Genomic DNA, 24,786 nt, shown 5'->3' with positions numbered 1-24,786 from the left:
CTGTGCCTCTGTCTTGAAAAGTTTCCTGGGTCGGGCTAACCCTCCTTCTCCTGACGGAGACCGGAGGCGAACAGAACTTTTCACTGCGTCTCTGGGTGTTAGCATTCGCGGAGCGTCTCGTAGAGAAGCGGGGCGTAGCCCGGTAAATTCATCCCTGGATTCAGCAACGCCATTATTTTCATGCTCTGCATCTCTGCTCTCTTTACCGCATAATTGGGCTACCGTGATGATGTATTAAATACCATTTCCCTCCGAAATGCTGAAATACATTTGTAGCCATTGATTGTGCTTCGAGTCTTCTCCCACCGACGACTTGAAAGACATTTTCTATCAGCACAACATAAGCAATATTATCATTTACTTCAGTAGTAATTATTTCCGTATTAATTTCAATGTATGCGGTGTTTTTAAATATCTGCGCCCAAGAATTGCGAATCTCCTTCCAACCTCGCAATATATTACCTCCAGGATGAATACAAAAACTACCAGTTCCCTGTGACCAAACTGTACTCATCGCCTCAATGTCTTTTTTTTCAAAAGCTCGATAAAAAGCTTCGTTAGCTGCTAAAACTTCAGATGTCATTGGGAATGAGGGAATGGGGGAATGGGGCAGAGGGGCAGGGGAAGCAGGGAAGAGAATAATTAATGACAAATGACAAATGACAAATGACTCTTAACATCTTTTAACTGTGCTAATGGTTTGTAATAGTTGGCTAGCTGTGTAAGGTTTAGAGAGAAAAGCTTTAATACCCATATCATAAGCTACATTGACCTTATCGCTCGAAGCCAATCCGCTAACAGCAATAATTTTGACATCTGGGTTAATTTTTCGGAGAGTGCGAATAGTAGTTAACCCATCCATAGACGGCATTACCATATCAGTTAAGACAAGAAATATTTTATCCCGGTGTTCTGCGTATAAAGCTATTGCCTCAATGCCGTCACTGGCTGTAATCGCTTTGTAGTTATGACTTTCCAGGGATGTTTTTGTAACATCTCGAATGGCGGCTTCGTCATCTACAACCAAAATCAGTTCTCCATTACCTAAAGGTAATTCTTGTTCTTGTTCTGCGATAGTTTCGGTTGCTTCTTGTGCTGGCAAATATACCTTAAATTGGCTGCCTTTACGTGGTTCGGTGTATACATTGATAAAACCACCGTGGCTTTTAATAATACCAAGTACTGTAGAAAGACCTAAGCCTGTGCCTTTACCGAGTTCTTTGGTAGTAAAAAATGGCTCAAATATACGCTCTAATATTTCCGGTTTAATACCAATTCCGCTATCAGTAATAGTAACGGCAACATAGGAGCCAACTTTAGCATCAATATGCATCTCGGCATAATTTTCATCAACTAAAAGATTTTCCGCAGATATTTTTAAAATTCCACCATTAGGCATAGCATCACGAGCATTGACACAAAGATTCATCAGTACTTGATGCAGTTGAGTGGCATCACCACATACAGTGTAAAGATTATGCGGAATTTGAGTGGAAACTTCAATTGATTTAGGAAAAGTTTCTTTAATAATTTGTTGAATGTCAACTATTAAATGCTTGAGTTGCAGAAGGGTACGTTCCCCTTCAATCCCTCTAGTGAAAGACAGTACTTGCTTGACTAAATTTGCCCCACGTTGAGCGTTTTTGATCATTATTGACAGGAATCTTTGAGAATGCTCATCATGTACTTGTTTTTCCAAAAGTTGTGCTGTCATCAAAATGGGAGCAAGAACATTATTGAGGTCATGGGCAATACCACTTGCTAAAGTACCAATACTCTCTAATCGCTGAGCGCGGAGAAATTGCGCTTCTAGTTGTTTTTTTTGCGTGATATCAGTGTTAACAACCAGGATTGATTGTGCTTTGTGACTGAACTCACGCACTAGTGTCCAACGGCTTTCGACAATAATTTCTTTGCTGGATTTTGTTATTTGATATAACTCGCCTTCCCAAGAACCATTTTTTGTTAAAATGAGGAGTGCTTCTTGTAATTGAGATAAATTTTTTTCTTGCCAGAGATTGTGTTTATGTTTAGCGATCGCCTCTTCATTGTTCCAACCATACAGACGTTCGGCGGCTTTGTTCCAAAATAAAATTTTGTCGTCTAAATCATGTACAAAAATTGCATCGGTGGCAATATCTAGTAAAGCAGCTTGTTCGCGAATTTTCTGTTCTGTTTGTTTGCGCTCTATGGCGTAACGAATAGAACGCTCTAGTAAAGGTGCTGTCAACTGGCTTTTTTCCAGGTAATCGGCTGCTCCGGCTTTCATTGCCTCCAAATCTATTTCTCGATCTCCCTGGCCTGTCAGTAAAATCATTGGAGAAGAACAGCCTTGAGCAATTGCTTCGCGCAACAGTTCCAGTCCGTTATGTTCCCCCAAGCGGTAGTCTACAAGATAAATATCATGCTGGAAATTAGCGATCACATTTCTTGCTGCTTCATAGTTATCTAACCATTCCAATTCACAGCCAGTTACTTGAAACTCACAAAACCAATCACGAGTTAAAATATAATCATCTTCATCATCATCAATTAAAAGAACTTTGATTGGGCTGTTGTCCATTGTTTTCTCCCACTGCTTTTAGCGGCAGCTTTACAATCTCAAACCAGTATTTTCCTAAAATTTTCATGACTTCTACTAAGGAGGCAAAAGTCACTGGCTTAATGATGAAGGAGTTTGCACCTAAATCGTAGGTATTATCTATATCTTCCTCTGCCCCGGAAGTTGTCAGTACTACAACGGGAATTCGCCGCAATTGTGGGTCACTTTTAATATCTCTGAGTGTCTCAAGACCGTCTTTTTTGGGCATGTTTAAATCTAATAAAATCAAATCTGGACGCGGCGCGCTGCTCTTGTCAGTATATTGACCACGATTATACAGATAATCCATCAACTCCTCACCATTCCTGACGACGTATGGTTCGATTGACAATTGACATTCTGCCAACGCCTCACGAACCAATATACTGTCGTCTTCATCATCATCAGCCATTAAGATAGTGACAGTTTTTTGCCGACCTTTCACTCTGTATTCTCTCCTTTACACTAATTGTTACTATGAATTAATTATTAACATGCTGTGGATTCCCAGACACAATTGTATAATTAACCTTTTTTTCTGGTCTATTAGTAATCCATCTCTAGGAGTAAAAATCAAGGATGGAAAATAATTGGTAATGTAACAATAAATCTTGCTCCTTGTCCTGGTTTACTTTGTGCTGTGATATTACCATGATGACGTTCAGTAATTTTTCGACAGATAGCTAAGCCCATACCAGTGCCTTCGTATTCTCTGCGACTATGTAGACGTTGAAAAACATTAAAAATGCGATCAAGATACTTTTCTTCAAAACCAATGCCATTATCTTCAACAATAATTTGACAAAGTTCACAACAATTGCAGACTTTATCTGATGGATTTTTTGATAATTGACTAAAGATTTTGATCACAGGTGGTACTTGTGGGCGATGAAATTTGAGGGCGTTGCCGATTAAGTTTTGCAATAATTGGCGCATTTGTAGGGGATCGGCTGTAATCGTCGGTAAGTCTTCTAGATGCACCTTTGCCCCGGTTTGCTGGATACGCACTTCTAAATCAGACAGTACTTCTTGTGCTATTTGTGTTAGATTCACCGACACAAAAGGTTTTGCCCTAGTGGTAACTCGTGATAGTCTCAACAAATCTTCAATCAATGTCTGCATTCTCAAGGCTGCATTCTGCATCCGCTCTAGGTAGTCATGCCCCTGTTCGGTTAAGTTGTCACCACAGCTAGCTTTGAGTCGTTCGCTAAAGGTCTTAATTTTACGTAGTGGCTCTTGCAAATCGTGAGAGGCAATAAAAGCAAATTGTTGCAGTTCTTCATTAGAACGGGTGAGTTCTTGCCGCTGACGAGTTTCTTGTTCTAGGATTAGACTTTGAGCTAGGGCAATGCCTATTTGATTTGCCAACTGCTGCAAAAGTTCAATTTCCCAGTTACTCCACTGGCGGGGGTGAGCGCACTGATGGGCAATTAGCAGTCCCCAGAGTTGATTTTTCAGCAAGATTGGGACGACGAGGTTAGCTTTGACGGCAAATTGTTGTAAAAATTCGATGTGGCAAGGTTGAATATCAGCTTGTTCTATGTCGGGAATAGCGCTAATTCGCCCTTGGCAGTAATGCTGGATGTAATCTTGCTTAAAGCAAGGGTCGGTAATCTGCTGCCCTAAAATAACGGGTAAACCGGGAACTACTGCTTCTTGAACCGCGATAAAAGCGCCATTTGACCGTAAGCGCAAAATTAATACACGGTCTGCGTGCAGTAGCTTTTGCACTTCTGTAACACTGGTTTTGAGAATTTCATCGATTTGTAAAGACTGACGAATTTTCAGGGTAATATCGGCGAATAATTGCGATCGCAAGTTTTGACGTTCTAATTCTGCTTGTGTGCGCTTGCGATCGGTCATATCCATCATTGCACCAATCATCCGTACTGGCTTGCCTGTATCGTCACGGACAACATAACCGCGATCAAAAATGTAGGCATAAGAACCATCGCTGCGGCGAAAGCGGTATTCACTTGACCAAAATTGTTTACCGCTATTAATCACAGCGCTTACACCAGAAACAATTTTTTGCCTATCGTCTGGATGTAGACGTTCAGTCCACCAAGCGTTATCAAAATTTATTTGCTCTCTTGAGTATCCAAAGAGGGCCTGTACAGAGTTATTCCACCACACTTCATCTTTGAGTAAATCCCAATCCCATAAAGCATCATTGGTAGCGCGGGCAACTATTTGGAAACGTTCTTCACTTTGACGCAGTTGTTCTTCTGCCAGTTTACGTTCAGTGATATCCGTATGGGAACTTGCCATTCGCACTACACTATCATCTTCATTCCACACCGCCTGACCGCGATGCAAAATCCATTTGTAAGTACCGTCCTTACACCGAACTCGATGCTCGTTGATGTAAAACGAGGTTTTTTTAGCAAAATGGTCAGCGATCGCTTGTATCACCGAGTCTATATCATTTGGATGTACTCGTGTTGCCCATTCATCTAATTGATTAGAAATCTCATGGTCTTCGTAACCAAGCATTTCTTTCCAGCGAGTTGAGAAAAACACTTCATTATTTTTAACGTTCCAGTCCAAAATGCCATCCTTACTACCCTGTACTGCTAATTGCCAGCGTTCTTCGCTTTTTTTCAGGGCATCTTCTACACGTTGGCGTTCAATTGCTGTAGCTAGAACATTTGCAACAGCTTGAAGAAAATAAATATCATCTCTAGTGAAGGTGCGCTGTTTGGTTGTGTGCGCTCCCAAAACGCCAAAAGGGCGCTCTTTACCATGAATCACTACGCTCATACCACTGACCACTTGGCTGTGATGACCGATAATAACTGGCTCAGGGGAAAGAGCTGTATAGCCGATTGGCGAATGCATCTCAGTTGTGATTTCTGGCTCTGTGAGGTCTTGTTGGCAACCTATGCCGGCACGCAGCAGTAGTCCATTACCATCTGGTAGTAGTTCCAAAACCTTGCAAGACTGGACTTTCAGGCATTGAGCAACGATTGTGACGCACGAGTTCATCAGCCTGGTCAAATCTGTATCAGCTAATGCTATTTGGCTAAGTTCTGCCACAATTGCCTGCTGGTTGGCATGAACTTCCAGCGCCTCCTCTGCTTGCTTGCGCTTGGTGATATCTATATATACTCCAGACATCTGCACAGCTAACCCAGATGCGTCTCGAAAAACTACTCCTTTGCTTGCTAAAGTGCGAATACGAGCACCAGGCAAAACAACTCGAAATTCGATGTCATATTCTACCCCATCTTGAATAGCTTGGTGATGCGATCGGCTAACGAGATCGCGATCTTGGGGATGAATTAAGTTAATGAAAGCTTCGTATGTATCAATGAAAACGCCTTTTTCCAAGCCAAAAAGTGCTTCCAGGTTATCTGACCAAGTAATTTTATGAGTCAGGAGATCCCAGTTCCAGATGCTCATGCGAGCAGCGTCTAACGCCATCCTGAGTTGTGTTTCACGCAGTTGTGCTTGTGTAGTTTGCTGCCGCAATTCCTTCATAGCCTGATGAGCTTCCAAAAGACGATGCAATCTTTGACGTAAAACTGGCCATTGAATCGGCTTGCTAATAAAATCAGTTGCACCCACAGCAAAAGCTTGCTCCACGGATGCTTGATCATAAAGAGCGGTAATCATTAACACAGGTGTGTCTTTGCCATTGGGAAGTTTTTGCAACTGAGAGCAGCAACTAAAACCGTCCATGACTGGCATCATGGCATCTAGCAGTACTATATGTGGGTGCAGGCGAGTATAGATAGCTAGCGCCTCTAAACCATTATTTGCCTGTGCCACTTGATACCCTGCTTCTTCTATTAGCTCACACAGATGTATTCGAGTTAAATCGTCATCGTCTACAACTAGAATAAGGGGAAAATTTTTCTTAATCATGAGTCAAGATTCAAGAGTCAAGAATTCTTAAAATCAAGACTAGCTTGTCTGGGCTGATAAGTGTTTCTTAAATATATATAAGGTTAATACGTGTATTTTTGCTGTACCGAAGTAGAGGATGATGAGGATAATATGGTTGAGGTAACTTCTCAGTCAGTGTTCTTGATCACATTCTTGCTGTGATATTAATCACCAACCAGCCAAATAATCTAGTATCAAATTTAGCCAACTATCAATGAGAAAATTACCCAAATCTAGATCAAAATGCTTTAATCTTTAACTAATGACTAATAACTGTATGCAAAGTTTTCAATAATTCCTGTGTTGTGTAGGGTTTGGGTAAAAATGCTTTGTGCTTAGCTGTTTTATCGATTGGTATCTGTTCGCTTGTCGATAGTCCGCTGATAGCAATAATTCGTAATTGTGGATTTATTTTCTGTAATGTGCGAATGGTGGTTGCTCCATCCATATTGGGCATCATCATATCGATAATCGCTGCACTAATTTGATCTTTGTGCTCGGCGTATAGTGCTACTGCTTCGATGCCATCACTAGCAGTCATTGCTGTATAATTATGACTTTCTAAAGAGATTTTGGTAATTTTCTGAATCGCAGCTTCATCATCTACAACTAAAATGCATTCTCCGCATCCAGTCGGCATTTCTGTATCTTCTAACGACTGAGTTGCAAATGTATTAACTGCTGGCAAGTGTACCTTAAATTTTGTGCCTATACCTACACGACTTGAGACGGTGATAAAACCACCATGCCCTTGAATAATTCCGGTTACTGTTGACAGTCCAAGTCCAGTTCCTTTACCAGATTCTTTGGTTGTAAAAAATGGTTCAAATATTCTATCTAATATTGCGCTTTTGATGCCAACTCCTGTATCAGAAACCGTCAGGATAATATAATAACCGACATGAGCTTCTGGATGCATACTGGCATAGTTTTCATCAATGAAAATATTCTCGGCAGATATTGTCAAAGTTCCACCTTTAGGCATGGCATCACGCGCATTGAGACACAAATTAATTAGTACCTGATGCAGTTGGGTGCTATCGGCACAAACAGGCAATAAGTCTGGCTGAATTTCAGTGTAAACTTGGATTGATTTGGGAAACGTTTGGGCTACGATTTGCTTCATTTCTAAAATTAAGTTCTTGACCTGAAGCACGGTACGATCGCCTTCAATTCCTCTAGCAAAAGACAACATTTGTTTTACCAAATTAGCACCACGTTTGACGTTACTTTCAACTATTGATAGCGTTTGGTGAATACTGCGATCGCGGTATTTACTTTTAAGCAGTTGCACTGACATCAAAATTGGTGACAACACATTGTTTAAATCGTGAACAATGCCACTAGCAAGAGTGCCGATACTATCCAGGCGTTGAGCGCGTAAAAATTGTTTTTCTAGTTGTTTTTTCTGGGTAATGTCAGTATCAACGACAAGAATTGATTTGGCTTGAGAATGTTCATCCTTTACCAGCGTCCAGCGACTTTCAACTATGATTTCCTTGCCAGATTTGCTGGTTTTGTGTAACTCACCCTGCCAAGAGCCATTTTTCCAGACAGCTTGGTAAATTTCCAGTTGTTGCGGCAAAGATTCGGTATCTGAAAGTTCACTAGCATTCTTCCCAATAGCTTCTTCTGCCTTCCAGCCGTAAAGGTTTTCGGCACTTTTGTTCCATAATAAAATTTGGTTGGACAAATCTCGGACGACAATTGCATCCGTAGTAATATCTAGCAACATCGCTTGTTCACGTAGTTGGTTTTCTACCTGTTTGCGTGAAGTCATGTCCTCAACCATATAGGCAAATTGCGGATGGCTACTAGAACTGACTGCGATCGCACAAACTGTTGCTGACAGCCACATTTTACCTTGGGGAGTATCGTGAGAATATTCAAACCTAACTGGCAACTGGGTGCGTTCTGCTTGACGGTAGTGATGAATCCACTGGGATAAATATTTGTGTGCAGTACCTATCTCGCGTGCTAGGCGGTTTTGCATGGCTTCAGGGGTAAGCCCAAAGAATTTCGCTGTGGTAGGGTTATCTGAAATATGCACAGTGTCATTATCTACCAACTCCACAATTCCCATCATCATCGGCGCACTTTCAAAGAAACTCTCAAGAGCACATCTACTTTGAAATAATGCTTCTTGTGACTGCTTGTACTCCTTTTTGATGTTTGCTAGTTCCGCCAGATTCCGCCGAATCTCCAGTTGTCTAACTACCAGGCGGCTAAGAGTTTGCAGTGCTTCCAGCTGTTTTGAACTAATTTGGTGTGGTACGCGATCTATTACACACAGAGTACCGATCGCTTTTCCTCCTGGTGTAAACAAAGGTACGCCTGCATAAAATCTCACGGATGGTTCACAGGTAACGATGACATTTTTGGCAAAGCGTTTATCTGCTAGTGTGTCAGGAATAATTAAAATACCATGCTGGATACAAGTCGGACAAAAACCTTGCTCTAAAGGCATTTCCTCTACATCTAACCCCACCTTGGCTTTGAACCACTGACGGTTAGCATCAATTAAATTAATCCAAGCGATCGGTGTATCACAAATCTGCGCCGCTAAGAACACTAGATCGTCAAATGCTTGTTCTGGTGCAGTATCGAGAATCTGGTACTGATGGAGAGCCTCTAGCCTAGTTGCTTCGTTATCACACACTAAAAATTTCATTTAATTTTTCCTACTATTACTGAATTACAACTAGCCGTTGTATTACTAGCAGTCATCTAAGTTCATGAAGCAGGGAAGTGTAAGCTTGGCGGCACTAAAATGCTGCCTGTTAGAAGTTTGGTTTCAAGTGCCATATAAATTAGACTTCTGGGGAACGGGTAAGGGGGAAGGGTTAAAGGGATTGAAAAATCCTTTCCCCTTTTACCAACTCTTGCACTCATTTAGTTTTGCAGGAGGTCTATTTGCTAAGTGGTGGCTCAAATTAGAAATTTGCTGCTTGGTTAACTCAGCTGTTAATTGCACTTGATAACTTAATGAATTCACTATCAGATTATCTAAGAAAGTAGCAAGCAAATAACTTGATAATTTGTATAGTACAGTAATACGTCTTAAGATGGATGACCACAAATTTGAGTTACTTAAGTAACTTTACGTACAATTTACCAAATTTACGTCATCATTAGAAGCTCTAGCTCACAGAATAAATTGCTGGCACGCGAGGAAAAGGCTCCTAAGCCTTGATTTCAAAGTGAAATGATTTTGTATCTATTTAGTATTTCTTGTTTATTTACAAATTTTCACAAACACTCGCTTATTTGTGCAAGCTAAAAAGTCAAAGAGAAACCGCATCAATACTTTTCGATTCAGGGAGAAAAGGAAAAGGCTGAAATTTACTCCTTACCCTTTACCGTTTTCTCAAACCACAAAGGAGAGTCAGGATGCTTATAAGGGAAAGTATTAGGAACCGCATTTGGTATTTGTTAAACAACATATACCAGAGCATGTAAACAGAGCTAACAGCACTTAATTCAAGGACAATATATTTAGTGCTAACCAAAACTGATCCTAGTTAATCTCAATCCAGTTATGACAACCCTCCTTAGTCCGATTAAACCAAGAACCGAAGATAGCTTTGCTATTAGCTTTGCACCATTGTCTATTGCCGAAATCTACGCCAAAGCCGACGACCCCGCCGACGGTGCGGTGGTTGTGATGAGTGGGATGGTTCGCAATCAAACCGATGGTAAACCTGTAGTTGCCTTGGAGTATCAAGCTTATGAACCGATGGCATTGCGGGTATTTTATCAAATTGCTGCTGATATTCGCTCCTCTTGGTCTGATGTAAATCGAGTAGTGATTTATCATCGCGTTGGACGTTTGCAAGTCGGAGAAATCAGCGTTTTAGTGGCTGTAGGTTGTCCTCATCGCAGTGAGGCGTTTGAAGCTTGTCGCTATGCGATTGATAACCTCAAACACAATGCACCTATATGGAAAAAAGAACATTGGGAAGATGGTTCTAGTACCTGGGTAAGCATTGGTGCTTGTGAACAGTCAGGAGAAAATTGTTAAAATTTTTGAGCTTATTGACCAAATAATTACGAATTACGAATTATTTGGTCAGTCATTATCTGTAAATAAAGACTCTAAATCTCGATAACCACTCACCACGCGCAAAATTTCCACTCCATCATCAAGTACTTGATAAAGAATTACATATCTATCTAGAAGTAAACCACGCAATGACGGTTTAATATGAGCATAACTGCGTCCCATGCTGGGAAAATTTGCTAAATTTTGGCATTTTTTATTAAATTCTTGAAATAACTTTTCTCCTGCTTCCAGGTTTTTTGTGAGAAAATAATCAGCAATTTGATTTAAATCTCGACTTGCAGATGGCGAGATGATGTAATTGCTCATTCCTGCAACTCACGCGCTTTTTGAAATCTGTCGAGTATTTGCATCACTACCGTCTCACCATCTAAACCTTCGCCACGCTCAAGTTCTGCAATTGCGATATCAACTTTTTGCCGAGTATCTTCTTCCCATTCCTGATAACCCTCGTCCGATTCTGCTAGCAATTTCAAGGCTTTAATAATCACGTCTTCCGCATTTGCATATCTACCTGTAGCAATTTGCGCTTGGATAAATTGCTCTATTTCTGGTTTGAGTGTAATATTCATAATTTGTACTTCATTCTCCACGTCTGTAAGCTTCAATTTCTGCTGCTATCTCTTCATCAGTCAATGGATTATCTGCGTGTATCGCTTGTGTTTCTTGGAATAATTGTTTTAATTTTTCTCCTAAAGCAGCCCTTTGACTATCTCTTGCCAAAATAATCACTTCTACTCTTTGTCCTGCTTGAAAGGGTAAGTCAGATAATACTACCTGCCTTGGGTCTTCAATGGTGATGTATGTTTTATAAGCATTCATATTTATCGTGTTACTTAACTTTTATCTACCTTTGTTTTAACAACATTGCCACATTCTCGGCAATTCTTTTCTCTAGTTCCCCGCTTCTAGATTCAGATATGCTGTAAATCGCAGCACAAATAAAATTTCAAATGCGATCGCACAATTCCAGTATGAGCACTCTATAAAAATGCCTTTTGGCTATCTGAGCGATCGCAGCAATGATAAAATCCCAAATGCGATCGCACAATTCTGGTATGAGCCAATACGGTTTAGTTAAGGCTTAACTCTTTGTCAAAGTCAATTTTTTTAACGAACCGCGAAGGACGCAAAGAACGCAAAGGAAGAGAAGGAAGAAATGCTTAACTGAACTGTATTGCGGTATGAGCACTCCAGAAAAATGCCTTTTCGCATCGCATTACTTTCCAGCTACTCAAATCCTGGTAAAACTCCTTGTCCTTCTACTGTTTTGCTCCTCCGCTTCCCTGCTGCTTGGCTTTTTTTGTTGCTATTGTTTAACTTCTCTCGTTCTGCTCGAATTCGCTCTAGCAACACAGATGCAGGTTCATCATCGGGGTCTTGGGGGACGAGTTCACCTCGGAACGCTTTGGCGAGGATGGATTGGTTGAGGCGATTAAGTTGTTCTTCTGCTTGTTGATGTTGCTGCTGAATTTGAGCAATAGCTTTAAATAAAGTGTGTATTCGTTGCACAATTTCTTGCTGCTCTTGCAATGAACAAAAAGGAATTTCAAACTTTGCAAGTTTTTGAGCATTGATATTAGACTGACTTACTCCATCAGTCTTAACTTTCCAGTAGTAATCCTTTGCATAGGTTGTATTTAAACAATAATTCAGATACTCTGAGTTAAGCTCAAGGTAATTATCGATTCTGATTAAATAACCAGCAAAAATAGCGGGACGCTCACCTCGGTATATGCTTGTCTTGCCAACTAACTCTGGGCTGTTTGTTCGGTTGAACAAAACATCACCAGGTTTCAAAGTGTATTTAACAATTTCATCATCATCTGAGGTGTAGGCAATATCATTCCAATTTATCTCTCCATTTTGAAGATTTCCCATCCTCAGCACAGGAACTTTACCTTCTGTTGAAGACTTGGCTGAAGTTCCATATTGAAAAGTATGACAAAGCTTTTCCAATGTAATGTATTGCCAATCATCAGCAAGCGGCTCAGAGCCAAACTCTTCTTCATAAGCGTAAATTGCTTCTATGTTCTCTTTCTGTTTCTCTGTCTTAGCTTCGACTAATCGTTTCTCCCTAATTCTCTCTAGCAAAACTGAAGCAGGTTCAACATTTGGGTTTTGTTCGCGCCAATCGGCTGTTAAATCGCCTCGGAAGGCTGCTGCGAGGACGGATTGACGAAAGCGATCGCACAATTGCGGAATTGCCTCTAGTGCCTCCTTTGCTCGTTGAGTGCGATCGTTTAATTCCTCAATCTTGGCAACAATCCGCTTTTGCTCATTGAGAGGTGGAAGAGGAATATTAAAATTAAGAATCATTTGTTTTGTGAGAGCTTGGCGAGTAGCTCCGTATTCCTCTGCAATGATCCATTTTTGAAAACTGGGGGATGCTATGTATCTAGACAAAAAGCCAGCATCAAGAATTGAATTTGTTCTTATTATGCAAACGTGCTGATTCACTCTTGCGCCATTCATCTCAGGGGGAGCTTGTGTTACACGCCCAATAGATGCACCAGTAATGTTCAGTAAAACATCATTTGCTTTTACTTCAACATTTTTTAGCTCATTAGCTTGCTTATCATCTAGATAAGCTAAACCATCTAATTTTAAACCATCAAAATGAACGTTCATTGAACGAATTAAAGGAATTCCTGATAACTTGTATGATTCAGAACCGCCACGCGGTGTAGCGCCACTTCCTATTTTCTCTTCTACATCTCCTAATTTTATCCACGCCCAACCTTCAGGCAATTCTATCAATTCGCCGCTCATGTAACCTACAAATTCCCTAACTCTTGTACAAACTCTTTTAAATTTAACTTTCTTCCTCTGTGCCCTCTGTGTCTCTGCGGTTTATAAATCATTTATTTAACCACAGAGGCGCAGAGAACGCAGAGAAAAGAGGTTAAAGAGCAACTTATAATAACTCTTATTCTTTGCGACTTTGCGCCTACCCTGCGGGAAGCCGCTCCGCGTCTATGCGCGAAACAAGATTCATAATCTCAATCAGCAACGCCAAAAGAATTGTCATTACTCAGAGCCATAAAGATATAGATCATGATTTTCTACAGCATCAGCAATGCCAAGGTTAATTGGCTCAGATCCTAAATTCCAAATTGGATGGATCAGCTTGTGCAGTTGATAGTTTTTCGCGTAACCGTTGAAATACCTCTTCAGCATCAACCAACTCACCCCGTTCAGCCGCGTCAATTCCAATTTGAATTTCGTGCTGGAGTTCCTTAAAGCGTCCTTTGTACACTTTTTCCCATTCGTCAGTTTGCAAAAACTCAACGAAGGCTAATACCTCTTGTTGCTTCTCAGGCGATAAGACCCGCAGCTTTTCTACAATGGCTTGTTCAATGGTCATTTAACTACTCCCTAGCCTTTACCAAAATTCCTCAGATGACGCTTCTATTCTAAAAAGTTGTTTGAAAAGTGGTCGGCTGTGATATTAAGCACTTATTGATCCCCCCTAGCCCACGCCAGTCGCTCCACTTGGGGAGACCCCATCGCCTTTGGCGTCTCCCCTTGGGAGAAGACCGCGCTGGCTCCCCTTAAAAAGGGGGGAAACGGAATCAAAGTCCCCCTTTTTAAGGGGGATTTAGGGGGATCTAAAATACTCAGCCAAACAAAGCTCAATCACTTCTTTCAAATTTTCTTGTAATTCATCTAAACTTTCAGCTTGAGTATGCGCCCCTAGAATCCCTGGAACAATACCGACATATAATTTTTTGACTGAATCATATTCTACGTAAGCGGTAAACGTTTTCATAGGTTGTTAAATCTCATCCTATTCTGAAAACAAACCTTCCAAATCCCGATAGCCATTAATAACCCGCCAAATTTTAACAACTTCTTCAATTACAGCGATTTTTCTAGATTGGTACTCTTTGATATCCTGCTTGCACAAAATGTTTATCAAACGTTAATGCCATTTGAATATTTAGACGACTCATTACTATAAATGAAATACAGTCAGTCAAAGAATAAGACTTATCATCATGTTGCTGAAAGTATTGCCATCCTTCAAAAAACAACGCTTCGTCTACCTGAACCATCTGAATAGTCGTGCTGTTGAGTAGGCGATTTCCTATCTCAACTGCTTTATCATGATGATTACGGCTATTGAGGAAAGTTACTATTTCATTAAATACATAAGACGAAGTGATAAGTTTTGGGGGAGAATTTCTTAACCCTTGCCAATACTGCTTTGCTACATGATGATATCGCTCATCCGTTAACTCAAGAGCAATTACAAAACTCGTATCTAAGAGGTTGTTTGAAAAGTCCTCTTATCGGTATCAAAAGTTTTAGATCCTCCTAAATCCCCCTTGAAAAGGGGGACTTTGATTCCGGTTCCCCCCTTAAGAAGGGGGGTTAGGGGGGATCAACAAGTGCCTAAAATCACAGCCAAAAACTTTTCAAACATCCTCTAAAAAAAGAATTGCCATCAATCTGAGCCATAAATATAGAAGTCATGATTTTCTGCTGCATCGGTAATGCCAAGGCTAATTGGCTCAGAACCTAAATCCCAAATCGGATCGGCTTGTGAGGGAGATAGTGTTTCTCCATTTTTTTGAAACTTTTGGTACAAAAATTCTGCAAAATCTAAAACTTATTCTTGTTTGTCTTGTGGAAGAGAACGCCACTTGGTTAATAACTCTTGTTCTGGACTCATTAATATTCACCCACTAATATTACTACTCATATTCCTATTCTAAGGTTGGCATTCCCACCGAAGCACTCACCGCCTCCGCCGCTTCTTCCCCTTCCAGCAATATCATCAAAGCTTCCATCTCCTTTGTCGCAATTCGCAGCTTTTCCATAATCTCAGCTGCAATCACCTCTGGCTCAGGCAAATTATCCCCCGATCGCAAACTATCATCCCGCAGCCAAGAAATATCTAAATTCTCATTGCGCTTAACAATTTGCTCCCGCGTAAAACACCGGAAACGCCCATCCTCTCCTAAATCTACACGCTGGCTATCACCATTGGGGTCATCTCCATAGCACTGCTTAAACTCAGAGAAATGCTCACGAGTCAGGGGAATACGCTTACCAAAGCTGGGCATATTAGTCCGCATATCGTAAATCCACACCGCTTTAGTATTGCCCTTCTCTGTTGTCCCCCGTTGGAAAAATAAAACATTCGTCTTGACACCCTGAGCATAAAATATGCCAGTTGGCAACCGCAGGATTGTATGCAAATTGCACTTAGCCATCAAGTCAGCGCGAATTGCTCGCCCTTGTCCATCTTCAAACAAGACGTTATCTGGCAAAATCACCGCAGCGCGTCCACCAGGTTTAAGCGATCTATATATATGTTGCAAAAACGCCAATTGCTTGTTTGAGGTGGGATAAGTGAAATCATCCCGCGACGGTAGTCCACCGCCCTTTTTTGTCCCAAAGGGTGGATTAGTCAGAATTACATCAGCTTTCGCTAAACGCTGTCCTTCAGACGAAAGGGTATCGCCTAAATCTACAGTTCCTTCAATCCCGTGTAACATCATATTCATCAACAGCAAGCGGTGAGCATCTTGCACCAACTCCATGCCATAAAACGCCTGATGCTGCTGGAAGGATTGCTGTGCTTCCGTCCACTCGAAGGGGTCATGATGTTGGCGAATGAAGCGATCGCCTGCAATCAAAAACCCTCCCGTTCCCGCCGCTGGGTCTTGAATCAACTCTCCTGGTTGCGGCTTCAGCAAGGAAACCATACAATCAATCAACGGTCTGGGTGTGAAGTACTGGCCTGCACCAGATTTCTTCTCGTCGGCATTTTTCTGTAATAGCCCCTCATACAAATCGCCGAACTCGTCCCGATGTTCCGAAAACCAGTCCAACTCATCAATACTGGTAACAAGCTTGTTGAGGATGCGGGGTTGCTTGAGGGAAGTTTGAGCATTGGCAAAAATCGCCTGGACTCGCAAAGACGAATCCTCGGAACCCAACATGAGTAAGAGCGATCGATAAAATGTCAGTTGCTCCACCCCATCTTTACTTACCAAGTTGCCCCAGCGATAACCTTCGGGTAATTGCGCCTCTGCTCCTGTTTCCTGCGCCATTTTTAAGAATAGCAGATAGGTTAATTCTGTAACGTATTGTAGATAAGTAACGCCATCATCTCGTAGGACATGGCATAAGTTCCACAGTTTTTGAACAATATCAGAAGTAGCGGCCATAATTGGTATTTTATGATTTTTTTCACGCAGAGGCGCAGAGGCGCGGAGAGGATGAGAGTTTTGAGATGCATGAATAAGATGCTTAAATATCTTAGTTTGCTCTGTGTCTCTGCGTCTCTGCGTGAGCTTTTTATTCCATCATTTAATTAGCAACATCCCAAATACTTCCATGAATTTTAATCACAATATTCTCTAAATCTCCACCAAAAACCTTATTTAAACGCTCGAAGCCGCCGCCTTGAGTTTTAAACTCTCCTCTATCTAAAGCTTCGCGATCAACAATCTTCTCTGCCTTGAGTTGCTTGCCAATTCGTTCCAGCCACTTACGTTGCGGAGCAGTCCAAGGCTGACTCGCCAGGATTTGTTTGATGGCGCGCTCAACTCGTTCACCATAAGGAATCAAAGCATCACCCAAAGCCGCTTGACGAATAAAGCCAATAATCGAAGCCGCAATATCCTCATTAGTCGTTTCTCGCCATGCAGTCTGCAAGTTTGTTTCTGAATATCCAGCTACATCAAGTATCATTCGCAGTTCTTTTAATTGCGCCCTAGTTAACTCACGCGGTCGCTGTGTGACAACTACTAGTGCCGGAATTTTGTTAATGTTCTCTAGCAAGAAGGCTCGAAAGCTGTCTAAATAATCTTCTGGACGTTCGGCGTTACCATAACCTCGGTCAATTGAGCGTAACTCGTCAGCATGACGGGAAATTAAAATTGGCTGAGTTCCACCATCTCGACGGTCAAGGATTTGCGCGATGCCTGCGGCGGGCGGAGCCATCGCCTTTTTCTCTTGAAACCATTCCCGCACCTGCTGTGGTGTACTTTGTTTGAGATGGGAAACAATATTTTGTATTGGCATTTGGGCGATCGCTTCTAACTGTTCTCGGTTACTGTTGCTTAAGTGTCTGCGTTGGCGTTGCAGCTTGGCTAGGAGTTGGTCAATTACCAACTTTACAGCATCAGGTGTGTTGACTGTTTCCAACTCTTGCACCAGTTGGGTAAAGGAAATGTTCGGGTTAACTACAATCGGTTTCATCGTGGAGACAGGAGCGATCGCTTCATATAATCGCACGGCATCGAAGACACGAAACACCTCTTTACCAATATCATTACAAAGGCGGGTTGCCCTTCCCAACATTTGCTCGTAGAGAATCCGGGAATTGACTCGGCGAATGAACACAAGATTACAAATTGCAGGGATATCAATCCCAGTCGTCAACAAGTCTACAGTCACAGCAACTTTCGGATTAACTTCATTGCGGAACTTGCGAATCAACTCTAACGGCTTATCGGCATTTCCGGTAATTTTGACAACTGCATCATCCTCGACGCTACCATAATATTCCTGAAATACTCGTTTAAGTTGGGTGACAACGATATCTGCGTGAGCATCAGTGGCGCAAAAAATCAGTGTTTTTTCTGGGAGGGATGGATCAATTTGCTGCACCAAAGCTTCACAGACAACTCGGTTAAAATCCTCGGTGACAACTCGACGGTTGAATTGTTCTACCTCAATCCGCACTTCATCTGGTGCATGAACTAGGTCAAGCTGTCCAGTTTGGGGATTGAAAAACTCCATCTGTTCGCCAGGATTCCACACCATTCCTTCCTCAGAAAGCTTTGTTCTAATCTGAAAAGGTGGCTCATGGTCGATTAACCAGCCATCGATCACAGCTTCTCGATAGCTGTATATGTAAACGGGATCGCCAAAAATTTCCGTGGTATGTAGTGCTGGAGTTGCAGTTAAACCAATCTTAACTGCGTCGAACTGCTCCAGAACTCGACGGTATTTCGAGACGTAATCGTTAAAATCTCGAAACTCCAATTCTGTATCACTTAAATCTCGGTCGAGTAAATAGCCCCGGTGACACTCGTCTACTACAATGCAATCATACTGATCTGCTGTGAGCATTGAACTATCAGATGGGTAAAGAACTCGCTTTACCATACTCTGCACCGTCGCAATCTGAACTTTAGTATCGCGATCGGGTTCGGTGTCTTTCAAATCTTTAATCTCGAAGATATCAGCAAAAGTTTGCAGGTTCTCCATCCGGAAATCTTTGAAAGCGCTGGCGGTTTGCTCACCTAATGCAGTGCGATCAACCAGAAACAACACCCGCCGAAATCGTTTGGTTTTTAGTAACCGATACACCAAAGCAATGCAAGTTTTAGTTTTCCCTGTCCCTGTCGCCATCGCTACGAGTAATTCTCGTTGTTCCCGTGCTAAGGCAGATTCTATTGTTTGAATAGAGCGAATTTGATAATCCCGCAATTCCAACCCGTAATTAAAGCCTTCTTGGGTTAAGCGAATATGTGCTTGGTCAACGTCTTGAGCTAGGGCATCAAGTAAACCTTGAGGACTGTACCATGTTGGTAGGCACAAACGTAAGTTAGTCGGTCGGCGCAAATCACAGAACCAGATGCCACTTTTAGTTTGAAGTTGCTGCAAGTATGGTCGTCCGTTGGTAGCAAAGACAAATGGTACTTTGTAATTTTGCCACAGTCCCCCTGCGACAACTTCCCCCAAAACTTGGAAACCTTCACTGTAGCGTTTGGCTTGGTTCAGCGCACCTTCTGAGACATCTTTACTCTGGCGCTTGGCTTCAACTACTCCCACAATCTGTAAGCCGCAGAACAACGCATAATCGGCGCGTCCATTAGTAGTAGGATACTCTGCGATCGCTACATTTCTGCCCTTCTGAGGACGGATACCATTTTGATAAGTCAATTCGTCTGAATCTGCTTCCCATCCGCATCGTTGCAGTTGAGCATCAATCAGTCTCCGTGTCTCCCTCTCATCCAACAGTACGCCACTCTCTGCAACCTGAGCTTGAGTAATAGTCTGCTGAATGATTTTCTCAGGCTGCTTTTCTGCCTGAGCCTGGATTTGTGCTAAATGATTCAACACCTCCTGCACTTTTGCTTCTGCCTCCCGTGCCAAATCTTCGGCTGCGGATCTACGCTGTGCCTCAGCTTCCGCCAATGCTTGTGCTGCTTCAACCACCGAAAGATTCTTTTGCACCTCATCTCGCAAGAGTGCTAACTCGGCTTTGAGAGCTTGTGTCTCTGTTTTTGGGTCAGGTGGGGGAATAAACGGGCCTGGGTCAAAATTGCGATTGCCACCAAACGCTCGATGAAACCAAATCCCCAACTCACGGGCATATTTCAGCCCACTTAACGCCGTGCGGTGATTTCCTGAAAGCTCATGGGTTGCCTGATTGCCAATTTTACGTAACTCATGGAATAAGCGATCAACTTCTCCTTTTATTAAACCGCGATCGCGCAATCGATTCAGCAAATTAATCTGCCGTTCATCAACTACCTCATAAAGTCCAATTTTGGCAGCCGCTAACTGAGCCAGCAATTCACCAAACTGCCGCAACTTAATCAAACAAGTATTAGGATCATCTGCAAAATACCGCTCAGCTAGAGCGCCCAAGCGCACAAGTTGTGTATCGTGGACTGCAAGAAATGAGAAGTTTAATGATGGCATACTGATTTGGAGGAGCAGGGGAAGCCAGTAGGGTGCATTAAAGCACAGCTTAACCCACCATTCATCTTGGTGCGTTACGGCAAAAATTTTTACATTATGTATGCGATCGCTAGTCGCTGGCTAAAAGTACCTTAACTTAGAACTTGCGAATGTCTTGAAGAAAATCTAGCAGATGACTCGCGATCGCAGAGCAATATAGATTAGTTAATTTTACTTAGCTTTTTTTATTGTTGTATCAAATGTATGATAAACTTAACGCAATGAATGATTTAAGCAATACTTATAAATGGAATAGCATTTGCTGCAAACGTTTAAATTTTGATAATTAGCGTTTGACTATGAGCAATCACTGTTTGGTTGATAATTGATGATTAGCTTGATAAAGCTCAAATTTTGCAAAGTATTTTTGCAGACATCACACAATATGATTCAGTTGAGACAATTAGTAACCTAGTATAAACGCGTTAACGGAGCGGCACGAAAGTTTTTACTAATGAAAAATTATAAATAGCAAATTCATTATTTGTTGCAATTATTTACATAGGTTCCACTGTTCTATTGCAGTTTGTAAATAGTTTTTGGAGCTGTAAGGAATATTCCTTTAGACTGAATCTCAATAGAAAAAATTTTGGGATCAATACAAATGCATTCGGTAAACTTTTTTTGTCACGAAGTTGCTGTTGCTGTTTCTTTTGTAGCTTGTATTGTTGGGCTGGTATTACTGTGGGATAACAAACAGCAAAGAGATGATGCAGAAGAAACAGAGCTAATTCTATTTAGAATGAGCTTTGCTTACTGGCTAGTTTACTGTGTTGCTTTTGGCGTTGAGAAACTAGTTTTACCCGATTGGGAAACTGTAATAATGACTTTAAAAATAACTACTGCTTTGTCATATTTTTTAACTTTTTCTTGTATCCTCAGTCTGCCACTACACAAATTTGCAGTACATCGTGTTGAGGAGTAATCAAGGGTCAAGAGTCAAGAGTCAATATTCACAAACTTTTTGACTTTGGACTTTGGACTTTTGACTATCAAATTGATTAAATTTTCATAGCGATCGCGATCGCCGTTTCGAGTTGATCCTGGGCCAAAGGTGTAAGAATAAATACTTCTTGTACCGTTTTACCCTGGCGTGCGATTGCTTTATAGCCTCCGCGAATCGGTACAGATACGCGGAGTTGCATTTTAGGACAATGACCTTTTACCCGTCCAATGACTCCTGGGGTAACGGTTTGAATGCCATCTTGTTGGCATAGACGTTCTAGAATAGGGATAAGACCTGAAATGTGAGTCGAGTGATTCCAAACTAGTCTGCCAACTTTTTGAGAAGCCGCTCGGAGGGATTTTGCAGTAGGTTTGCCCATGATAATTAAGCTGCTTCCAGAGGTGCCATTGTTAGACCAGCTCGACGCAACTGTTGATGGTACAGTTCCGCCGTTTCTTGAGGGCCAACCCAAACGATCGCTTGACCTTCAAAGTGTACCTGATTAGTGAGATCCCAGGCGCGATCGCTAGTCATATCGGGAATATATTTCATCAAACATTCAGACACGTGTTGAAATGTATTAAAGTCATCGTTTAATACAATCACCTTGTAATTCGGATAAGTTTTACGGGTGACTTGATTAGACCGTTCAGGAGCTACAGTTGGTGCTGTGGCCATCCCGTAAACCGCTGCTGAAAGTGTCGTAACCATAGAACAATAAGGCAACAGGATTTTACAAAACTACACTATAAATAACTAGTTTAGTTCATAGTGGAGAGTCAAGGGTCAATGGTCAACGGTCAAAAGAGTTTTAATTTTGGACTTTGGACTTTGGACATTGGACTCTTGACTTTGGACTTTGGACTCTTGACTAATTACCGCCAATTATCCCAGTTTTCGTTAAAAATAGATGTATCGGGGAAAGCAGTGGGGTTGCCATTTTGCTTCAACAGGCGTTTGAGGGCTTCTAGTTGTGGTTCTGATTTGGGTAAGTCATCAACTAGTTGGTAAGGTGCAACAGCATTTTTGATGGCGAAAGCCGCAACAGTTCCCGCAGCTGCACCAGCAGACCATTCAAAAGAGTGTACCCGATACGCAGCAGCGGCTATGTGGCTAGTAGCAATGCTTTTGCCTCCTACGAGCAAATTGTCAATTTTTTGAGGAATCATCGCTCTCAAGGCAATTTGGAAGGGATAAGCTTGGCCAGCACCACGCCTTTCACCCGGACGTTCTTTGTTTCCAGGTGCTTCTGGTGGGCTGTTTACCATGCAAGGATGAAAATCTATGGCGTAATGACCAATACCCACAGCATCCGGGAAGATGGTAGAACGAGTCCGCCGCATTGCTTTATCTGGTGAAACTCTACCTTCAATTACTGATACTGCTTCTAAACCTGAAAGTGCTGCTCTTAGCCTGCGATACATATCTGCTGGTAGAGTCTTACGATAATACTCGTCATTATAGTCACGGCGAGAAATATCAATTTCCCAGATACCAAAGCCGCCTGGTTGTCCCCAACTGGGGCGTCCAATAACGCGGCGTCCTTCTCGCATATAGGGATATTTCGATAAACCATGCGCTGTCCCCATCGGGGAATTTATACCTGTTAAAAGTTTATTATTCGTTCGCGGCTGCTTGACGCCATTACCAAGTTGAGAATCTGTTGTTCCAGCGTAGAGCCAATAAAAGAATGAGAGAGCGTTTTCCTCAGCTTTACGAAGGCTTTCTGTCCGCAGTCCTCCCATCCACCCCCCTGGTTTTAACTGCCCAGTGCCTTGCAACTGTTGGCGAGTGAAAACTAGGTTATCTCTGGCGGTTCCTGGACGGTAGTCGTTACCCCAAGTCCAGTTTTGCATGGAGATATCTCCCGGCGTCGGAGCAGTAAACTTGACACCACCGAATGTCGCTGGTTTCCCTTTCCTGGGACTCCAAATACGACGGTAGGTAAAAACTAAATCAAAGTTTGCCAGTCGCGTTAATTCATAGCTGAAATATGGTGAATATTGTAAATAGAATGGGGGCATTTTCTGCTGTTGCGGTTCCTTGGTTGCCTCCATTGCAAAGGTGTAGGTAAAACCTTGAGTACAATAAGGGTCGTTTGTAGTACTGGAAGAAGAAGGTTCTAGGTAGGAACGAGCATCAATACCTAATCGGTAGGGGACATCAGCCAGGGCGATAATTTCTCCAGTTTCGCTGGCGTCTACGACATACCACTTGGGGGCGTTGTTTTTAGATGCCTTGGGGATAAAGCGGATAATGGTTTTGGTAAACCGAGACGAGTCTTGGTAGCGATATGCATCTTCAATGCTTTGAGATAAAGTAAAGGTATTGAGAGGTGGTGAACCTTTTACTGGTTGATGTTGAATTGCGATCGCACTATTAATTATTTTGCCATTAGTACTAATATCCAGATCCTTTACTACCGTATTTGGAAACCATTGCAACTTACCTCTGCCCCGCTTTTCAGCATCTTTGAGCATTTGATTGAGAATATTGTGAGCATCGCGGGGAAGAAAGCAAGAGTCACTTACCCAACAATCACCGGGGTTAAGTTCTCCGTACTTGCGCTCAATCCGGTTTCGCAACTCCAGGTAGCCGCGAGAATAAAACTGGCGAGCTCGCTGGGTTGGTCGTTCGTCTAATGCAGATGTCCCTTGAGCAGAAATTTGTCCTCCCAGCCAGTCGGTAATTTCCGTTAGACAAACAGTTTGTCCTGCTAATAATCCCTCGTAAGCTGTAGCGACGCCGGATAGTCCACCACCCACAACTAAAATTTGGCAATTAACGCTTTTGTCTGGAGTTCTGGGTGCAGCATTTGCACGAGCAGCGAAGATAAAAGCAAAATAAGGTGCAATTAAGGTAGATATTAAGCTGAGACCAATCAACGATGTCTGGCGATAAGCTACTTTGTGTTTACGCTTCATTATTTAAGAAACCTTTGCAAATCCTGTGTCACCTTGTAGACGGTAGCATTTGATAAATGTTCTGCTCAAGCTTATTTTGGACAATTATGGCTGAATATAGGTCATGTAAGAGAATTAGCAACTGTCAACGCCGAACCAAGAATAGCAGAAGCAATATTTCTCAGCATTGGCTTGGGGCGAAGGGCGATCGCTCTTATAAAATAAATTGACGAGCGTGATTTTCTCTTCTTCAAGCCTCTTGGAATAAAAATGACGAATTTTAATGAAAGATGAATTTTTGTCAATTATTTTTGAGGAAATTTTAATAGTCAATCGTTCTTAAGTATGTTTTTGAGTAGTACACGGCTACAGGCTCAATCGATATCCGATGTTATGTAAAAAATATGAATTTGATAAAGAATTTAGTATTTTGATTCAGTTAATAGGAGAGATAGATGATTTTATTTTTAAAATAGATAAAGTTCTATCGGATGAACAATTGTTTCGGTTATTTGAATCCGATAATCCCTGAAATCCTTTTACCGTATACATTTACCATTTAAGGATAAGTCTAATATTTACAAGGTTATTATGAGTTTCCCTACCGCTTTACTAATCTTATAAATAATTTTGACGAACTACTTAATTAGACGATAGATTACAACTTTGCTTAATCTATACTAAAAATTTT

The 24,786-nt window shown here is 41.8% G+C and carries 21 protein-coding genes; 3 read left to right on the top strand and 18 right to left on the bottom strand.

Going from position 1 to position 24,786, the window contains the following annotated elements; all coding sequences use genetic code 11:
- Positions 1-202 precede the first annotated feature (202 nt).
- The 5 genes from HCR01_RS15660 to HCR01_RS15640 all read right to left on the bottom strand — a co-directional run bounded on the left by HCR01_RS15660 (position 203) and on the right by HCR01_RS15640 (position 9,143).
- The gene (locus HCR01_RS15660) at positions 203-583 is read right to left on the bottom strand and encodes a nuclear transport factor 2 family protein (RefSeq protein WP_193197071.1); all 381 of its coding nucleotides are present in this window, start codon (positions 581-583) and stop codon (positions 203-205) included.
- A 90-nt stretch (positions 584-673) separates the two neighbouring features.
- Entirely contained in the window at positions 674-2,563 is a 1,890-nt protein-coding gene (locus HCR01_RS15655; protein WP_193197070.1) for a response regulator, read from the bottom strand.
- Complete coding sequence (locus HCR01_RS15650) at positions 2,529-3,026, bottom strand: response regulator (protein ID WP_193197069.1); 498 nt, start codon at positions 3,024-3,026, stop codon at positions 2,529-2,531. The genes HCR01_RS15655 and HCR01_RS15650 overlap by 35 nt, the downstream gene beginning before the upstream one ends.
- 128 nt (positions 3,027-3,154) lie before the next feature.
- A complete protein-coding gene (locus HCR01_RS15645) occupies positions 3,155-6,451 on the bottom strand; it encodes a PAS domain-containing protein (protein ID WP_193197068.1) in 3,297 nt (1,098 codons plus the stop codon).
- 280 nt (positions 6,452-6,731) lie between these two features.
- Positions 6,732-9,143 (bottom strand): PAS domain S-box protein, encoded by a 2,412-nt coding sequence (locus HCR01_RS15640; protein WP_193197067.1) that lies wholly within the window; start codon positions 9,141-9,143, stop codon positions 6,732-6,734.
- 867 nt (positions 9,144-10,010) lie between these two features.
- On the opposite strand from HCR01_RS15640, the gene HCR01_RS15635 reads away from it, so the two are divergent.
- Complete coding sequence (locus HCR01_RS15635) at positions 10,011-10,493, top strand: molybdenum cofactor biosynthesis protein MoaE (RefSeq protein WP_162395000.1); 483 nt, start codon at positions 10,011-10,013, stop codon at positions 10,491-10,493.
- 48 nt (positions 10,494-10,541) lie between these two features.
- Here the strand turns inward: HCR01_RS15635 and HCR01_RS15630 are convergent, their stop codons facing one another.
- The 10 genes from HCR01_RS15630 to hsdR all read right to left on the bottom strand — a co-directional run bounded on the left by HCR01_RS15630 (position 10,542) and on the right by hsdR (position 20,207).
- Positions 10,542-10,841, bottom strand: coding sequence for a type II toxin-antitoxin system RelE/ParE family toxin (locus tag HCR01_RS15630; RefSeq protein ID WP_193197066.1), 300 nt, complete (start codon positions 10,839-10,841; stop codon positions 10,542-10,544).
- A complete protein-coding gene (locus HCR01_RS15625; protein ID WP_193197065.1) occupies positions 10,838-11,104 on the bottom strand; it encodes a type II toxin-antitoxin system ParD family antitoxin in 267 nt (88 codons plus the stop codon). The genes HCR01_RS15630 and HCR01_RS15625 overlap by 4 nt, the downstream gene beginning before the upstream one ends.
- A 10-nt stretch (positions 11,105-11,114) precedes the next feature.
- Positions 11,115-11,354, bottom strand: a complete 240-nt coding sequence (locus HCR01_RS15620) for a hypothetical protein (RefSeq protein WP_193197064.1) — start codon at positions 11,352-11,354, stop codon at positions 11,115-11,117.
- 408 nt (positions 11,355-11,762) lie between these two features.
- Complete coding sequence (locus HCR01_RS15615; protein WP_226889367.1) at positions 11,763-13,304, bottom strand: restriction endonuclease subunit S; 1,542 nt, start codon at positions 13,302-13,304, stop codon at positions 11,763-11,765.
- 325 nt (positions 13,305-13,629) lie between these two features.
- A complete protein-coding gene (locus HCR01_RS15610; RefSeq protein WP_193197063.1) occupies positions 13,630-13,899 on the bottom strand; it encodes a hypothetical protein in 270 nt (89 codons plus the stop codon).
- Between the two features lie 234 nt (positions 13,900-14,133).
- Complete coding sequence (locus tag HCR01_RS15605; RefSeq protein WP_193197062.1) at positions 14,134-14,304, bottom strand: type II toxin-antitoxin system HicB family antitoxin; 171 nt, start codon at positions 14,302-14,304, stop codon at positions 14,134-14,136.
- 103 nt (positions 14,305-14,407) lie between these two features.
- Positions 14,408-14,785 (bottom strand): type II toxin-antitoxin system VapC family toxin, encoded by a 378-nt coding sequence (locus tag HCR01_RS15600; RefSeq protein ID WP_193197147.1) that lies wholly within the window; start codon positions 14,783-14,785, stop codon positions 14,408-14,410.
- 197 nt (positions 14,786-14,982) lie between these two features.
- Complete coding sequence (locus HCR01_RS15595) at positions 14,983-15,126, bottom strand: hypothetical protein (protein ID WP_193197061.1); 144 nt, start codon at positions 15,124-15,126, stop codon at positions 14,983-14,985.
- Between the two features lie 118 nt (positions 15,127-15,244).
- On the bottom strand, positions 15,245-16,714 hold the full coding sequence (locus HCR01_RS15590) for an N-6 DNA methylase (RefSeq protein WP_193197060.1): 1,470 nt from the start codon (positions 16,712-16,714) through the stop codon (positions 15,245-15,247).
- Positions 16,715-16,856: 142 nt separating this feature from the next.
- Positions 16,857-20,207 carry a type I restriction-modification system endonuclease gene (hsdR, locus tag HCR01_RS15585; RefSeq protein ID WP_193197059.1) on the bottom strand — a complete coding sequence of 1,117 codons (3,351 nt, stop codon included), beginning with the start codon at positions 20,205-20,207 and terminating at the stop codon, positions 16,857-16,859.
- A gap of 6 nt (positions 20,208-20,213) precedes the next feature.
- Between hsdR and HCR01_RS39995 the strand changes: the two genes are divergently transcribed.
- Complete coding sequence (locus HCR01_RS39995) at positions 20,214-20,342, top strand: hypothetical protein (RefSeq protein ID WP_264299912.1); 129 nt, start codon at positions 20,214-20,216, stop codon at positions 20,340-20,342.
- A 508-nt stretch (positions 20,343-20,850) separates the two neighbouring features.
- Positions 20,851-21,171 carry a hypothetical protein gene (locus HCR01_RS15580; protein ID WP_193197058.1) on the top strand — a complete coding sequence of 107 codons (321 nt, stop codon included), beginning with the start codon at positions 20,851-20,853 and terminating at the stop codon, positions 21,169-21,171.
- 76 nt (positions 21,172-21,247) lie between these two features.
- Here HCR01_RS15580 and HCR01_RS15575 read toward each other — a convergent pair whose 3' ends face one another.
- From HCR01_RS15575 to HCR01_RS15565, 3 genes are all read right to left on the bottom strand, one after another.
- Positions 21,248-21,571, bottom strand: a complete 324-nt coding sequence (locus HCR01_RS15575) for a DUF2103 domain-containing protein (RefSeq protein WP_193197057.1) — start codon at positions 21,569-21,571, stop codon at positions 21,248-21,250.
- 5 nt (positions 21,572-21,576) lie between these two features.
- On the bottom strand, positions 21,577-21,903 hold the full coding sequence (clpS, locus tag HCR01_RS15570) for an ATP-dependent Clp protease adapter ClpS (RefSeq protein WP_193197056.1): 327 nt from the start codon (positions 21,901-21,903) through the stop codon (positions 21,577-21,579).
- Positions 21,904-22,067: 164 nt separating this feature from the next.
- Positions 22,068-24,116 carry an FAD-dependent oxidoreductase gene (locus HCR01_RS15565; RefSeq protein WP_193197055.1) on the bottom strand — a complete coding sequence of 683 codons (2,049 nt, stop codon included), beginning with the start codon at positions 24,114-24,116 and terminating at the stop codon, positions 22,068-22,070.
- Positions 24,117-24,786 lie beyond the last annotated feature (670 nt).

It is taken from the genome of Nostoc sp. MG11, assembly GCF_014904695.1.
Taxonomy (GTDB): Bacteria; Cyanobacteriota; Cyanobacteriia; order Cyanobacteriales; family Nostocaceae; genus Komarekiella.
This window is presented reverse-complemented; position numbering and strand designations above follow the sequence as displayed.

Coding starts and splice junctions, on each gene's coding strand:
- HCR01_RS15660 (WP_193197071.1), bottom strand. CDS start 583: ATGACATCTGAAGTTTTAGCAGCTAACGAAGCTTTTTATCGAGCTTTT.
- clpS (WP_193197056.1), bottom strand. CDS start 21,903: ATGGTTACGACACTTTCAGCAGCGGTTTACGGGATGGCCACAGCACCA.
- HCR01_RS15635 (WP_162395000.1), top strand. CDS start 10,011: ATGACAACCCTCCTTAGTCCGATTAAACCAAGAACCGAAGATAGCTTT.
- HCR01_RS15640 (WP_193197067.1), bottom strand. CDS start 9,143: ATGAAATTTTTAGTGTGTGATAACGAAGCAACTAGGCTAGAGGCTCTC.
- HCR01_RS15575 (WP_193197057.1), bottom strand. CDS start 21,571: ATGGGCAAACCTACTGCAAAATCCCTCCGAGCGGCTTCTCAAAAAGTT.
- HCR01_RS15630 (WP_193197066.1), bottom strand. CDS start 10,841: ATGAGCAATTACATCATCTCGCCATCTGCAAGTCGAGATTTAAATCAA.
- hsdR (WP_193197059.1), bottom strand. CDS start 20,207: ATGCCATCATTAAACTTCTCATTTCTTGCAGTCCACGATACACAACTT.
- HCR01_RS15605 (WP_193197062.1), bottom strand. CDS start 14,304: ATGAAAACGTTTACCGCTTACGTAGAATATGATTCAGTCAAAAAATTA.
- HCR01_RS15615 (WP_226889367.1), bottom strand. CDS start 13,304: ATGAGCGGCGAATTGATAGAATTGCCTGAAGGTTGGGCGTGGATAAAA.
- HCR01_RS15580 (WP_193197058.1), top strand. CDS start 20,851: ATGCATTCGGTAAACTTTTTTTGTCACGAAGTTGCTGTTGCTGTTTCT.
- HCR01_RS15620 (WP_193197064.1), bottom strand. CDS start 11,354: ATGAATGCTTATAAAACATACATCACCATTGAAGACCCAAGGCAGGTA.
- HCR01_RS15645 (WP_193197068.1), bottom strand. CDS start 6,451: ATGATTAAGAAAAATTTTCCCCTTATTCTAGTTGTAGACGATGACGAT.
- HCR01_RS15565 (WP_193197055.1), bottom strand. CDS start 24,116: ATGAAGCGTAAACACAAAGTAGCTTATCGCCAGACATCGTTGATTGGT.
- HCR01_RS15625 (WP_193197065.1), bottom strand. CDS start 11,104: ATGAATATTACACTCAAACCAGAAATAGAGCAATTTATCCAAGCGCAA.
- HCR01_RS15655 (WP_193197070.1), bottom strand. CDS start 2,563: ATGGACAACAGCCCAATCAAAGTTCTTTTAATTGATGATGATGAAGAT.
- HCR01_RS15610 (WP_193197063.1), bottom strand. CDS start 13,899: ATGACCATTGAACAAGCCATTGTAGAAAAGCTGCGGGTCTTATCGCCT.
- HCR01_RS15590 (WP_193197060.1), bottom strand. CDS start 16,714: ATGGCCGCTACTTCTGATATTGTTCAAAAACTGTGGAACTTATGCCAT.